Annotated in this window: 11 protein-coding genes; 4 read left to right on the top strand and 7 right to left on the bottom strand. The window is 35.3% G+C overall.

Features of this window, described 5'->3' with window-relative positions; translation table 11 throughout:
- Positions 1-18: 18 nt before the first annotated feature.
- Positions 19-3,228, bottom strand: a complete 3,210-nt coding sequence (locus MKZ17_RS06370) for an SNF2 helicase associated domain-containing protein (RefSeq protein ID WP_340722919.1) — start codon at positions 3,226-3,228, stop codon at positions 19-21.
- A 182-nt stretch (positions 3,229-3,410) separates the two neighbouring features.
- Here MKZ17_RS06370 and MKZ17_RS06365 point away from each other — a divergent pair, with 182 nt between their 5' ends.
- Positions 3,411-3,881 carry a DUF2975 domain-containing protein gene (locus MKZ17_RS06365; protein WP_340722918.1) on the top strand — a complete coding sequence of 157 codons (471 nt, stop codon included), beginning with the start codon at positions 3,411-3,413 and terminating at the stop codon, positions 3,879-3,881.
- A gap of 10 nt (positions 3,882-3,891) precedes the next feature.
- The gene (locus MKZ17_RS06360; protein WP_340722917.1) at positions 3,892-4,104 is read left to right on the top strand and encodes a helix-turn-helix domain-containing protein; all 213 of its coding nucleotides are present in this window, start codon (positions 3,892-3,894) and stop codon (positions 4,102-4,104) included.
- 66 nt (positions 4,105-4,170) lie between these two features.
- Here the strand turns inward: MKZ17_RS06360 and MKZ17_RS06355 are convergent, their stop codons facing one another.
- The gene (locus MKZ17_RS06355; RefSeq protein WP_340722916.1) at positions 4,171-5,064 is read right to left on the bottom strand and encodes a LysR family transcriptional regulator; all 894 of its coding nucleotides are present in this window, start codon (positions 5,062-5,064) and stop codon (positions 4,171-4,173) included.
- Positions 5,065-5,186: 122 nt separating this feature from the next.
- On the opposite strand from MKZ17_RS06355, the gene MKZ17_RS06350 reads away from it, so the two are divergent.
- Positions 5,187-6,278, top strand: coding sequence for an NAD(P)-dependent alcohol dehydrogenase (locus MKZ17_RS06350; RefSeq protein ID WP_340722915.1), 1,092 nt, complete (start codon positions 5,187-5,189; stop codon positions 6,276-6,278).
- A gap of 273 nt (positions 6,279-6,551) precedes the next feature.
- Here MKZ17_RS06350 and MKZ17_RS06345 read toward each other — a convergent pair whose 3' ends face one another.
- Positions 6,552-8,345, bottom strand: a complete 1,794-nt coding sequence (locus MKZ17_RS06345; RefSeq protein ID WP_340722914.1) for a carbon starvation CstA family protein — start codon at positions 8,343-8,345, stop codon at positions 6,552-6,554.
- A gap of 225 nt (positions 8,346-8,570) precedes the next feature.
- Between MKZ17_RS06345 and namA the strand changes: the two genes are divergently transcribed.
- Complete coding sequence (gene namA / locus MKZ17_RS06340; protein ID WP_340722913.1) at positions 8,571-9,581, top strand: NADPH dehydrogenase NamA; 1,011 nt, start codon at positions 8,571-8,573, stop codon at positions 9,579-9,581.
- A 267-nt stretch (positions 9,582-9,848) separates the two neighbouring features.
- On the opposite strand, the gene MKZ17_RS06335 is transcribed toward namA, so the two are convergent.
- The 4 genes from MKZ17_RS06335 to MKZ17_RS06320 form a co-directional block, all read right to left on the bottom strand.
- The gene (locus tag MKZ17_RS06335; protein ID WP_340722912.1) at positions 9,849-10,469 is read right to left on the bottom strand and encodes a DUF3298 and DUF4163 domain-containing protein; all 621 of its coding nucleotides are present in this window, start codon (positions 10,467-10,469) and stop codon (positions 9,849-9,851) included.
- A gap of 95 nt (positions 10,470-10,564) precedes the next feature.
- Positions 10,565-11,692 carry a Ger(x)C family spore germination protein gene (locus tag MKZ17_RS06330; RefSeq protein ID WP_340722911.1) on the bottom strand — a complete coding sequence of 376 codons (1,128 nt, stop codon included), beginning with the start codon at positions 11,690-11,692 and terminating at the stop codon, positions 10,565-10,567.
- Positions 11,682-12,782 (bottom strand): GerAB/ArcD/ProY family transporter, encoded by a 1,101-nt coding sequence (locus MKZ17_RS06325; RefSeq protein WP_340722910.1) that lies wholly within the window; start codon positions 12,780-12,782, stop codon positions 11,682-11,684. Before MKZ17_RS06325 ends, MKZ17_RS06330 begins: the two co-directional genes overlap by 11 nt.
- Entirely contained in the window at positions 12,779-14,122 is a 1,344-nt protein-coding gene (locus tag MKZ17_RS06320) for a spore germination protein (RefSeq protein WP_340722909.1), read from the bottom strand. Before MKZ17_RS06320 ends, MKZ17_RS06325 begins: the two co-directional genes overlap by 4 nt.
- Positions 14,123-14,254: the final 132 nt, after the last annotated feature.

Raw genomic sequence — 14,254 nt, 5'->3', positions numbered from 1 at the left:
AATATTCCCCATACCTTTTTAAATCATTAAAATGTCTCGTATATCTTGTTCAGTCAAGGTTGGTGACATTTTTTCATCTGCCTGCAATATATCGGCTACTAATGTTTTTTTGCTTTCTTGTAGCTGATTCATTTTCTCCTCAATCGTTCCTTTTGCAACGAGCTTAATGACTTGTACGACATTTTTTTGTCCGATACGGTATGCCCGGTCAGCCGCTTGCTCTTCTACTGCTGGGTTCCACCATAAATCATATAAAATTACGGTATCTGCACCAGTTAAATTTAAGCCAGTACCTCCAGCCTTTAGTGAAATTAAAAATAAATCTCTTTCTCCTTCATTAAACCGATTGCATAGCGCAACTCGTTCTTCAGAAGATGTTTGTCCATCTAAATAATAATAGCTTTGACCTCGCTTTGATAACTCAGTAGCAATCAGCTTTAACATTTGTGTAAATTGAGAAAAAATTAATACTCGTCGACCTGATGCTTTTGATTCCTCTAAAATATGCAATAGTTGCTCAAATTTCGCTGATCTACCTTCATATCCTTCTACAAATAGTGCTGGATGACAACAAATTTGTCGTAAACGTGTTATCCCTGCCAAAATTCGAATTCGATTTTTTTGAAAAGTTTCTTTATCTAAATGCTTTAGTGCATCAAAACGTAGCTTTGCTAAATAAGCAGCATAAAGCGCCTTTTGTTCCGGAAAGAGCTCCGACGATTCGAGCATTTCTTCCTTTCCAGGTAGCTCCAATAACACGTTTTCTTTCATGCGGCGTAATAAAAAAGGCCGTACTCTACGTGCAATATCTTTCCTTTGCATATGACTAAATTCCTCAAGTTCTCGGAAAAGTTGCGGGAAAATGACACGGTATATCGCCCACAGCTCAGATAATGAATTTTCAATAGGTGTGCCTGTTAAGCCAAAGCGATTTTCGGCTTGAATTTTCTTCACTGCACGTGCCGTTTGAGTGAGCGGGTTTTTAAAGGCTTGTGCTTCATCAAAAAATACAGTATGGAACATTTGAGACTCGTAATAGGGCAAATCTTTTCGCAGCAAAGGATATGTCGTAATAATAACATCCTGCTCTTCAATTTTTCTTAGTAAAGCTCGTCTTTCTACAACATTTCCGTCAATGACAAGTGCCTCAACTTCTGGTGCAAATTGCATAAATTCATACAACCAATTATACGCTAAAGACGAGGGACAAACGATTAATACTGGCTGCTTTCGTTGGCGAATGATTGAAAGTTCTGAAACAATAAAGGCAATACTTTGAATCGTTTTCCCAAGACCCATATCATCCGCTAATACGCCTCCAAATCCATAGCTTGCAAGCTGCTTTAGCCAATTAAATCCTTGCTTTTGATAATCTCGTAAAATGGCTTGTAATGTTTCTGGTACCGCAAAATTATTCACTTCTGGTTGTAAAAGCTGTGTTGTCATTTTTTTAAAGGAATCTTCTAGCATATAGACATCGCTGTCCTCAAATTTTCCTAAAAATTTCATACTGTCAAGGACAGGTAAATTAAATGATGATTCAAAATGATCGTCTTGTGCAGGAATTTCTCTTAGAAACCGTTGTATTTCTTCCATTTCCCTTGTTTCAAGAGACATTAAGGCCCCATCAGGTAAGCGGTAATATTTTTGCTTTACTTTCAATGCTGCAAGAATTTCTTTAATTTGTTTTTCTGAAACGCCATCCATCTCAAATTTAAATTCCAGCCAATTTGTTCGCTCCTTTTGGACTTTGACACGAATTTTTGGAAATGTATTTTCCTTTACAATCCGAAGTCTCACAGAAGATGTAGCATATATTTGCACAAATTCCTTCAGCTTTGGCAACTCATGATATAAAAATGCATATTCCAACTCCTCATTTTGCATATAATAGCCGCCGTCCGTTTTCGTAAAGCCACATTCATCCATGATTGAAAGAATAGTTGCTTCCTTTTCAATATCACGAACAATTAATAATTCCTTTGATAAATCCTGTTCTTCAAGCGGTTGAATGACAAATTGATCATAGTGAAATTCAAGACCGGCAAGTAAACGATTTTTTACACGGTCTAAATAAAGGAATGCTTTTAATGGTGTTTTCATACGTTGTTGCCTTAACGTTTTAGATAATTCTAAATGACCAATTTTTTTAAGCTTTGGCACGACATGTTCCATAAAATAATCGATTTGTTTATGTGAAATTTCGATTTCAGCTTTTTTACTTTTTTCGAGCATACTTTTTAATTCTACTAATTGAGCTAAACTTTCCTTAGACAATTCATAAATTTTGCCCTCAATTAACACAACTTGATAATCATTAAGTAATATTGCTCGTTCAAACCCACGTACCTTCAATTCATAATTCTGCCCTTGTTCCTTCACATAAAAGTGGAGTGATGGTGCTTCATCCATAATTACTACAGGATACGTTTTTTCATTATTGTACAATAATGAAACTTCCTCACTTTTTTTGAATAAAGGACTTACACTTAACCAAGCAGAAGGTGGGATGATTAGCATATCTTCTTCTATTTCAATTTTTTTTCTTTGTAAATGTGTATCTATATAAAAAGCTTCATCTTTCACAACATTTGCTAATTGCTGCAATAAAACGTCCGGCTCTGTCATGAAACAATATTGTTTTGCATCATATAAAAGATCATCCGACAGCAAATAATGATGCCCATACTTAAACGCATTTAAAAATGTTCGAATGGAACGAACAGGCACACCTTCAATTGTTAATCTTAAACCAAATAAATTCGCTTCTTCATTGAACTGTAATGGCATTAAACAAAAATGAGGTGTCAATAAAGTTCGTTCTTCAAAGTGCCTCTGATGCCCAGTCGATCGTATGTGAGTATTATCAAAAATAGAGAAAAAACGGTTGGATAATTCAGGCATAAATTGTTCCTGCTGTCGAGCTTCATTCGATATTTGTTGCTGTTTTTGATGATCATAAATCGCTAGTAATACAGCCGCAATATGCTGACAGTTTTTATTAAAGCCTTCTAATGCAGGGCAAGTACAATTTACTTGTAAACCTACATTGGGCTTCGTTTCAATTCTCACTTGAAATTTCTCCGTACTTTTAACCGTTGCATCCCAGTAAGTTTGTGCACATTCATTGAATTGTACTTTACCTGTGTTATAAAATGTTTGTCCCTTTTTAAAGGAAATGGTGCCACAGAGATCTTTAATTTTCTTTAATGATAGTGTAATATCCATGTCCAAGTCCCCTTTCATATACAAAGTATTTTCTCATTTCCAATAAAAAAATACTAGTTTTAACGCTGGAAATCTACCCTAACTGACGATAATTATATTTTGTAATTCGATATGTTTTTGTTGTAATTCAATAAATCATGATTTAATATCGATATTACAAACAGTAAAGTGAGGTGTCAAAAATGAAACGCGAAACATTCTTTTTAAAAGTTGTAGTTTTTATTATCGGCTTACCAATTGCGGCAATTTTAACATGGCTAACGTACGATTTAATTACTGTTCCTAAGACGAAGGAATTTACAATATTCATTCCGATGGTGTTAGTACTCTATTTAGCTGCGATTCCTTATTTTAATGCTCTTTTTCAAACAAATAAATTATTAACGTACATCGATCAAAACAACGCATTTTCAACTTTATCAGTTCACGCTCTGAAAAAAATAAAACTTTGTGCCATTATCATTAGTGTATTATTTATTATAGATTTGCCTTTTTTGTTTAGGATTGCAGAGTTAGATGATGCACCTGGGATTGTACTATTTTCGTTGATTATCGTTTTTGCTTCGATGGTCATTGCTGTTTTTGCAGCAGTCCTTCAAAAGCTTCTAACAAGTGCACTAGAAATCAAATCTGAAAATGATTTAACGATTTGAGGTGTAAACGATGACGATTATTATCAATATCGATGTGATGTTAGCAAAGCGTAAAATGAGCGTTACCGAGCTTTCTGAACGTGTTGGTATAACGATAGCGAATATGTCCATTTTAAAAAATGGAAAAGCAAAAGCCATTCGTATTTCAACACTAGAAGCAATTTGCGAGGCACTTGATTGCCAACCTGGGGACATTTTAGAATACAAAAAAGAGCAGAAATAACATCAAGAAGGCATGGAGAGTTTTAATTTTATCTTACTCTTACATGCCTCTCTTTCGTAATATTTACTACTTATTTAATTCATTAATTAATTGAAATGAGCGTACCATATGCTCACGAAATTGCTTAGCAACATAGGAAACTTCACGGTTTTTCATCCATGCAAACCCGACCATTTGATAACAATCAGGATTTTTTATGCGAATTAGCTTCGTATTTTTTAAATTTTCTCCGACAAATGAAAATTGAGGATAAAATGTAATACCTTGTCCTTCATTGACAAGCTGTAAAACAATTGACATTTCTGTTCCTTCAAAAACGATATTCGGTTCAAATCCAGCCGCTAAACAGCATTGTTCGAACATACTAGTAGATTCTAAACCAGATTTATACCCGATAAAGCGTTCATTTTTTGCTTCGATTAAATCGATTTCATCATATCTAGCAAATGGATGATTTAGTGGGACAAGTAAATCCAATCGTTCCTTAACGACAGGTAACCATTCTATTCCTATACCTGTGATTGGCGTATTAGAAATACAAAGCTCTAAGTCCCCATTCATAAGTCGGTCCTTCGCAATTTGATCTGGTAAAATAGATTGTATAATTTTCACATTAGGTCTGCGGTCATAGAAACTTTTAAATGTTGGCGGCAAAATCGTAGAACTCATAACACTGATTGTTACTTTATCTCCTTCTAAATTTGCCATTTCTTGTATCGTTTCTTTCGCGTTCTCTAAAATCGTTAATGCCTTTTCTGCCTCTTCAGCAAACTTTATCCCATAGTTATTTAAGCTAATTTTTTTACCGTTTCGGTCAAAAAGGGATACCCCTAAGCTTTCTTCTAAACGAGCAATCGTTTTACTTAAAGAAGATTGTGAAATATTTAATGTATGTGCGGCCATTGACATGTGCTGTTCACGGGCAACAGCTAAAAAATATTGTAATTGTAAAATTTGCATCATTACACCTCTTATATTACTCCAATGGAATAAGCATATTCCTTTTCAAATATTGTACTCTTTTTGGATAAATAATACGATTTCGGGGAATAATCTATTTTCAAATTGAAAGGAGTTATCATATGAAAATTACAGCAGCAGTGACAAAAGGCCAAGGTGCTCCATTTGAGATTCAAGAGGTAGAGTTAGCCAGTCCAAAAGCAAATGAAGTACTTGTTAAAATAGTAGCAACTGGTGTTTGTCATACGGATGCAGTAGCGCGTGATTTAGCTATTGCGCCTTTACCAGCTGTTCTTGGTCATGAAGGTGCAGGGATAATTGAACAGATTGGAGAAGGTGTAAAAGATTTAGCAATCGGGGACCATGTTGTTCTTTCTTTCGCCCATTGTGGGTCTTGCCCTAACTGTTTAACTGGGCATCCAACAGTTTGCGATACTTTTAATGATCTAAACTTTGGTGGTATTCATGATGATCATACGAAACGCTTAAGTAAAGACGGCGAAGAGCTTTCAACTTTCTTCGGCCAATCATCATTTGGTACTTTTGCTATTGCACATGAGCGAAATGTCGTAAAAGTTGATCCGGATGTTGATTTAGCACTACTAGGTCCTCTAGGGTGTGGCATTCAAACAGGAGCAGGTACAGTACTTAATCGTATTAAGCCTGAATTCGGCTCTTCGATTGTTATTTATGGCTGTGGAGCAGTTGGATTATCAGCATTAATGGCTGCTAAAATTGCAGGCTGTCAGTATATTATTGCGGTAGATGTACACGATTCACGTTTAGAGTTGGCGAAAGAATTAGGGGCTACACATACGCTAAACGGACGAAATGTAGATGTTGTAGCGGAAATTAAAGCTATTACAAACGGTGGCTCAAACTATGCAGTGGAAACAACAGGCGTACCACCAGTTGTAAAACAAAGTTTAAATGCGTTACGTCCATTAGGTACTTGTGCAATTGTTGGAGTAACACCTGAGATGCCGATCGATGTGCACAATGATTTAATGGCCGAAGGAAAAACAATGATGGGTGTTATTGAAGGTGATTCTGTACCGCGCGTGTTTATTCCTAAATTAGTAGAATATTACAAGGCCGGTTCTTTCCCATTTGATAAATTAGTGAAATATTATGATTTTGACCAAATTAATGAAGCATTCGAAGATTCCAAAACTGGAATTACTATAAAACCAATTTTAAAAATCGAGAAATAAATATTATTTAAAATAAGGTACTTTATTCATTTCATCATGTCCTTCTTTAGCAAATAAAAAGAGGCTAGAACAAAACAAAAATACAATTTTTCTCTACGGAGAAAAATTGTATTTTTTGATACGCGTAAAATTGATTTCTATTCCGAGTACTGTTCCCGCTGGAGTCGACCCCTCACTTCAACCAATTTAAATAAAGTTTATTTTTACTATTTATATTTTACAAAATACATAAGCTTTCTATTTATGTTCCGGCCCCTTTTGTATGTTTAGTAATTAAGCTGTTACTTGTTTCGTAAAGCGAGGATGCGCCCAAAGCTCTCGCCACTTCATAACTGAAGTAATTACGATAATTAAACCGAGTGTAAGCATAATGATTGATAAAATACCGTTTAATACGTTGAAACCACCTGCTGCTGAGTTCCAATAGACGTTCTTCACCATCCAGAATCCTGCAACGTTTACCGTAATGTATAGGTATAACAACGGTATAAAGCATGTTAGCGCATAAATACGCTTGTCTGCGATTTTTAACACAAATGTCACACCACAAACTAAACCTATCGAGGCCATTAATTGGTTTGATACACCGAACAATGCCCATACAGAAGCAATATCCCCTGAATTTAGTAAGTATCCCCACATTAGACAGGCCAATGCACTTGCCCCTATTGCACCGGGTAGCCAATCGGTTTTCTTTAATGGCTTATACACATTTCCTAAGAAATCTTGAATTAAATAACGTGCTGTACGAGTACCCGCATCGATTGCAGTTAATATGAATACCGCCTCGAACATAATGACGAACTGATAGAAATAGCTTGTTAAATGACTAAACCATTCCACCTTTGCGAAAATCGCTGCCATACCGACTGCTAATGTAACAGCCCCCCCTGTACGACCTTCTAAATCCATACCAATCGCTTCAGAAAGTACTGGCAAATCAACAACAGTCATACCAAGCTGCGCAAATCTTTCTGGTGTTGAGTTAATTGCAAAGTAATCTGCAGGATGTAATACTGTTGCAGCAATTAATGCCATTACCCCTACAACACATTCCACTAACATTGCCCCAAATCCTACAACGCGAATATCTTCCCAACGATTTAACATTTTTGGTGTCGTTCCAGATCCTACGAAAGCATGGAAGCCTGAAATAGCACCACAGGCAATTGTAATCGATACGAACGGCCATACTGGACCAGCCACAATTGGCCCACCACCGCCTAAGAAATCAGGAATAATTGCTGGAAATTGTATTGTGGGATTAATAATAAATACCCCAATAATTAAGGCAATGAATACGCCAATTTTCATAAAGCTACTTAAATAATCACGTGGTGCTAATAGGAACCACACTGGTAATGCTGCCGCGAAAAATGCATAAATCGGTAATAATATCGATAATGTTGCTTTATCTAATGTTAAAAAATCTCCTAACCAAGTTCCTTGTATGTTCGGTCCATAGAAGACTGCACCAATTAGAAGAATTACTCCGAGTAAGGTTGAAAGTTTTAAATTACCTGTAAATTTGTTTATAAGTCCCATAAGCATCGCAATTGGAATAGTTGCTGCAACCGCAAAAGTACCCCATGGATTTTCTGCTAATGCCCCTAAAATAACCATTGATAATCCAGCCATCGTAATCGTAATGATGAAAAGCATTGCTAAACCTGTACAAAAGCCGGCAACTGGACCAAGCTCTTCACGCATTACTTCTGATAGAGATTTACCCCCTTTTGTCATTGATGCAAATAATACAACTGCATCATGTACTGCTCCCCCAATAACGGCACCAATTAATAACCATAAATAGCCTGGTAAATATCCGAATTGTGCTGCTAAAATAGGTCCTACTAACGGACCTGCAGCTGCAATCGCCGCAAAATGGTGACCAAAAGCTACCCATTTATTCGTCGGCACGTAGTCTTGTCCGTCGTTTTTTTCATGGGCGGGCGTAGGCATATCATCATTAATTTTCAATACCTTTTTTGTAAAAAAGATACCATAAAAGCGGTAGGCGATTACTAAAATACAAATTGCCCCAATAACTAACGTAATTGCGTTCATTGTCATTCCCCTTGTTTTCTAATTTGTAGTATAACAATAACAGAATTTTTTTCTGTACTATTACAAAATACAGAATTAACAGAAAATTCTACACAATATAGAAATTAAAATACATAAAATAGAATAAAGCGCTTTCTTTGTATAAAATTATGCATTTAGCCAGAATAAAATGTATCTGTTATAATTTTTATAGTGATATTTTTTCGTAGAAAGTGAGGAATAAAAATGGCACGTTTATTTGAACCATTACAACTACGCAACGTAACATTTAAAAATAGAATCGTTATGGCACCAATGTGTATGTATGAAGCGAATACGGACGGGAAAGTACAGCCTTTTCATGTCGTTCACTATGTGTCCCGTGCAGTCGGAGGTACCGGACTTATACTAACCGAAGCAACAGCAGTGACACCCGAAGGACGTATCACCGATAAAGACTTAGGTGTTTGGTCAGACGAGCAAATCCCCGGACTTACTCAACTGACATCTCAAATGAAACAATACGGTGCGATACCAGGTATTCAACTTGCCCACGCAGGACGGAAAGCAACTGTTGATGGAGACATTTTTGCTCCCTCCGCTGTTGCATTCAATGAAAAATATAAAACGCCTAAGGAACTTACTATTGCCCAAATTGAGAAAGTTATTTTGGCCTTTAAAGAAGCTGCACAAAGAGCAAAACAGGCTGGCTTTGAAGTTTTAGAAATTCACGCTGCCCACGGCTATTTAATTAATGAATTTTTATCTCCATTATCCAATTTCCGTAATGATGAATATGGAGGAAATGCAGAAAATCGCTATCGTTTGCTACGTAAAATAATCGATGAAATCCGAGCAATTTGGGATGGTCCGTTGTTTGTTCGTATTTCAGCATTTGATTATGCTGAAGGCGGATTAACACCAGATGATTATATAGAATTTGGTGAATGGATGAAGGAGCAGGGTGTTGATTTAATCGATGTTTCATCAGGTGCGGTTGTTCCAGCTGAAATAAATGCTTTCCCGCTCTATCAAGTTCCTTTTGCAGAAACTGTGAGGAAAAGCGGTCTTCCTGTTGGTGCAGTTGGTCTTATTACAACTGGAAAGGAAGCAGAAATGATATTACAAAACGAGCAAGCAGATTTGATTTTTATTGGACGGGAATTATTACGTGATCCTTATTTTGCTTACCATGCAGCGAAGGAATTGGAAATTAAAATGGATGCTACAGTTGAAACATACAAGCGCGGTTGGTAATCCATACCATTGCCAAAAGTGGCTGGGACAGAAGTGAAAATATCTCTATTTACGGTTAAGTACAGTATTAAAAATTGGATACTTAATAAATTGGTTGTAGTGGAGGGGCGACTCCTTGGGGAATAGCGTGACGCCTGAGAATACAGGCTCAGGCCACGCCCCCGGAAAGCGTCCTCGCAACGGGAACCAATTACAAAAAAACATCATTTTTCTCACTCGAGAAAAATGATGTTTTGGTTTTATCCCAGCCTCTTATACTTAACTTACTCATCCATTTTGTGCCATTCTTCCGAGAGGGCCATCTTCTTTCACAATATCTTGGAGGTCATACACAGAAATCGGGAACATCGGTAATCCATATACATACGGTGTAATTTCGTAAAGTTGGAAATACACAACTAACGTTTTATCTGCTATATAAAAATCTTGATCTGGTCGTATTTGATTAAACGGTTCGAGTAACTGAATATCTCGCTCCTTTATTTGCTCTTGAATGATCGTTGATATCCTCCCAATATAATCACTACCAGACTTGAATAAATCTTTTAATTGAATACTACTTCCCTTTTCTAAATCAAACGTTAACGATTTGATATAGGTCATTCCATGGGCAGCACGGTCGTGATAGGTATAATTTAATAACGACAAGCTTAATACATCACGCTGGTTGTTTTTGATTTCATAGGAACCGAGCATTTCAGCTACGGTTGATGGCATATTTCCAACTTGGGTATATATTAGCTGCTGCGTTTCAAACACGATTGCTTGATTAATAAGCTGCTTTAGCGAATGATTGTGTAGAAAACAAACTTGAGGATAAAATACTACCTTTTTAGGACCACTATTTACATTGAACGTTTGAATCGAAACAGGAAATGAAATCGGCATTAGTGTCATTCCTTTGTTTTTCCCATTGTATTCAAATTAAGTAAAGTGTGGACTTATATTCAAATAATTTAATTTCCTCATAGCACAAAAATTCCTTATTGTATTGAACCTGTACTTTTAAGACCAGGTTTTATAGTCACATTAACCTCCGCATTTTTATAAGCTTCTTTCCATTCAGTATTACTCATTCGCTTATTATGAAGTGTTTTAGATTTATAATTAACTCCAAATCCTAAGGGGTCATATCCCGTTTTAATCATGTCATTGAAAAATTCAGTAATTTTCTTTTCCGATTCCCTCTTGAGCAATTCATTATAATGGGCTAGTTCCTTATTTTTCAATGGTTTTATTGATTCGGATATATACCCATATAAACTTATTTCTATATCGATTTTTATGTTTTCATTATTTTGTACGTTTACATTATATTTAGATTTAAAAGTATCGATTTTCGCAATAAAATGTTCTCCATCCTCATTTATAACAAGGTCTAAATAATTTGTATTATTGGTTAGCATGTTAAAAAGTGATGTATTTAGTGTGTTAAGTTCATGTGGCTTTTTCCTGTTGGCTAATAGATAAGACTTATTAATTATAAAGTGCGAATTTTCATGGCTAATTTCTATTATTGGTACAACCGTATCGATCCCCTCTTCCTTCATATTTCTTCTTAAAATATATAAATACGTTGTAACAATGTATTGACTTTCTGTCCCATTATGATCAAAGTAATTGAATAATTCTGGATAGGCAGCAGTTTCACCCTGTGGAACGGTTTTAATTATTTCTTCTGCGGTAGGTCTTCCAACAGAAATCCAAGATATCATTTGTATATCCGGTCTTCTTATCAAGAAATCTAATATTTCCCCGTTTTTTCCATCCTCTAAAACAAGATCTTCTCCAATTACAATTAGCTTTGAGTGCCCAAATTCCAGTTTTTTATCAGAATAGGATTCTAAAATACGGATTGCTTCAGATATCGTTTCCCCTGTTTGCGTCAAATAGGAATATTCTGGTTTAGTTGCCTGTTTAAAGGAACCAGTTGGCTCATAAAGCTTTAACGTTACTTTATAAGGTTTATCTTCTTCATCCGATTTGTCTATTGCAATCATAGCGACAAATACATCTTTATCAATATCTTTAAATTCACAGCCCATAAGTAGAAGGAAAATAGGAAAAAATATTAACAAGGATCGCTTCGCTTTTAAGTACTTATTTGGCATATTTCATCCTCCTTTTTATAAAGAAAAATAAAACGACCATTACCGGAAAAATAAAGACTAATACGTTATAAAAATAAGTTGTATAACGGAATAATTCATATTCGTTTAGTTGTCGCACACAAAATAAAGATATCCCTATAAAGAAAGGAATCGGAAAGAATTTACCAATGATATTTTCCTTGTATTTAATGTTATCTAATTTGAATACAAATTTTAAAAACTCCATTGAAACATGCCAGTGAACAAGAATACTTAAGAAGGCGATACCTAAATAAAACAATAAGAAGACAAATAGTACACGCTCAATAATAAAGAACTCCATCCTTAAAGAATCGGATGTTGCAATCCACGGGTATATAAGTTCATTAATATTTTCGAAACCATTAAAGCCAATCGGGATAAAGTATGTCGTAAACAATGTTGTAATAGATATAAATGCTATGATGATTATTTGCTTCCATCCAAAGTTTTGTTTTTCGGTAAAAAAACGATTAAAGAGAAACAAGTTGGCAGACCCTAAAAATAAATAAAAACTAGCGGAAAATGCGTTGAAATTCGGCATTTGATTTACATATAAAGCTGCTTCCTTAACAAAATCCCATTGCAAATTATCACTACTGTACGCTTTAAAAAAGATATAAAGAATTAGGGGAATAGTAATTAATAAGATCAATTCAACTGTATACAACACTCTTTCAGTTTTCATTAAGCATCCGAAAATCACAGACAAGATAATGGTTAAGCTAATTTGAATAATCGGCATTTGCGGTGTTAAAAAACGAATAAGCAGAAACGTAAAGGTGATTAATGTAATTAAACCAGCTATAAACCATATGACAGCTAAAAAAAATACAAATGGTTGATAGAACCATTTGACCGTAGTTTTTTTCAATAGTTCTGGTAACGTCATCCCTGGAAAGGAATTAAAAAAACGAGTATAGACAATGACAAGAATAATACCAACTACTATTGAAATAAGCATAGAAGAAACTGCGCCATCCTTATGATGGTTTAGTAGAATAACTGGGACTGAGGCGATAATATTAGCCGCCATATTAATTAATATTAAGTAGTAATAAAATCGACTCAAGTTTGTCCCTCCGATTTCGACTTTTTTTTCGGTGAAAGATCTAATTTCATGTATGGTTGTCCGAAACTGTCTATACTAATTAAATACATAATTAAGGCATAAAAACCGAGTGTTAATCCCGCTAAACCTAATAGACTTGTGATAAGTATGAAGACTAGCCTTACAACACGAATCGAAAATGCCATTTCATTTACTGGGATGACAAAGGTTGAAATGGCTACTGCTGAAACGATTATGACCATAATATCGGATGCCAGCGAGGCTTCCGTCACGGCTGTTCCAAGAATTAGCCCTCCTACAGTTGTAGCAGTTGCACTAACTGCCTTTGGGAGTCGTATACTTGCTTCTAATAGCATTTCCATGAAAAATAGCATAAATAATACCTCAATAAATGAAGAAAAGGGGATGCCTACCCTACTGCCAGCTGTTGCTAAAGCTACTTCTGTTCTAAATACTTCAGGTGCATATGAGGTAATGCCGATATACAAACTCGGTAGAAGGATACTGATGAATAACCCCGCATATCGAAGAAATTTAAGAAATAGAGAAATTAAAAATGTATGGTAATTGTCTTCCATTGTCGTCATAAAATCAAAAAAGGACACTGGTGCAATGAGCGCTTGTGGATTTCCATCCACTACTAAAACAACTTTACCACCAGCCAAATTGTATACTATACGGTCAGGTCGCTCAGTCATCATCATTTGCGGGAATAAAGAGATTTGCTTATTGTTTAAATAATTATTTAACTGAGTAGTTGATGTAATTAGTTGTTTATCTACTTTCCCAAGCTTCTTTTGAATTATCTCTAAAACATCCTCTTTTACTTTCGCTTGATCATATATGATTGCAACTTTATGTTTATTCACTTCTCCTGTATGATGATATTCAACGAATAAGGAAGGCTGATGATAATTCGAGCGAATAACATTTATATTCGTCATGAGATTGTCACTCAATGCAATTTGGGAGCCATGGATAGTCGTTTCAACAGATGTTGTATTTACTTGATCATTAGTTGATAATTTAATATCTACTAAGTAAAACTCCTCCTGGATGAACACGAGGACATTTCCATTCATGATGTCTAATTGAAGCTGATCTTTTGAATTAATTTCCTGAAACTGTGGTAATGCGTGTAGATATTGTTTAAATTGCTCTTCCGTAGACATCTCAAAAAAAGGCTTAATAATAATTTGCTGAAGTAGTTCCTGATTAATAAGGGGCTTAATGTAAATTAACTTTGCCTGTTTATCTTCATATTCGAGATTCTTCTCTGTTAATTCATTTGTGCGTTTGATTTGCGCTTTTATCCAATTAACTGTTTCTATGGAAGACATAACAGTTCCCCCAATCATTTAAATAGTCTTTTATATAGCTTGTCCAAACTTTTATAGAGCAATTCATAAAAGACAATAATTCGCTTTTAGCTAGCACATCGTTTCACTTATCGCATACTGTAAAATGATGGA

The organism is Solibacillus sp. FSL R7-0682 (genome assembly GCF_038005985.1).
In the GTDB taxonomy this organism is placed as follows: Bacteria; Bacillota; Bacilli; order Bacillales_A; family Planococcaceae; genus Solibacillus.
Note: the sequence above shows the minus strand (reverse complement) of the source record. Positions and strands in the feature narration are given on the sequence as shown.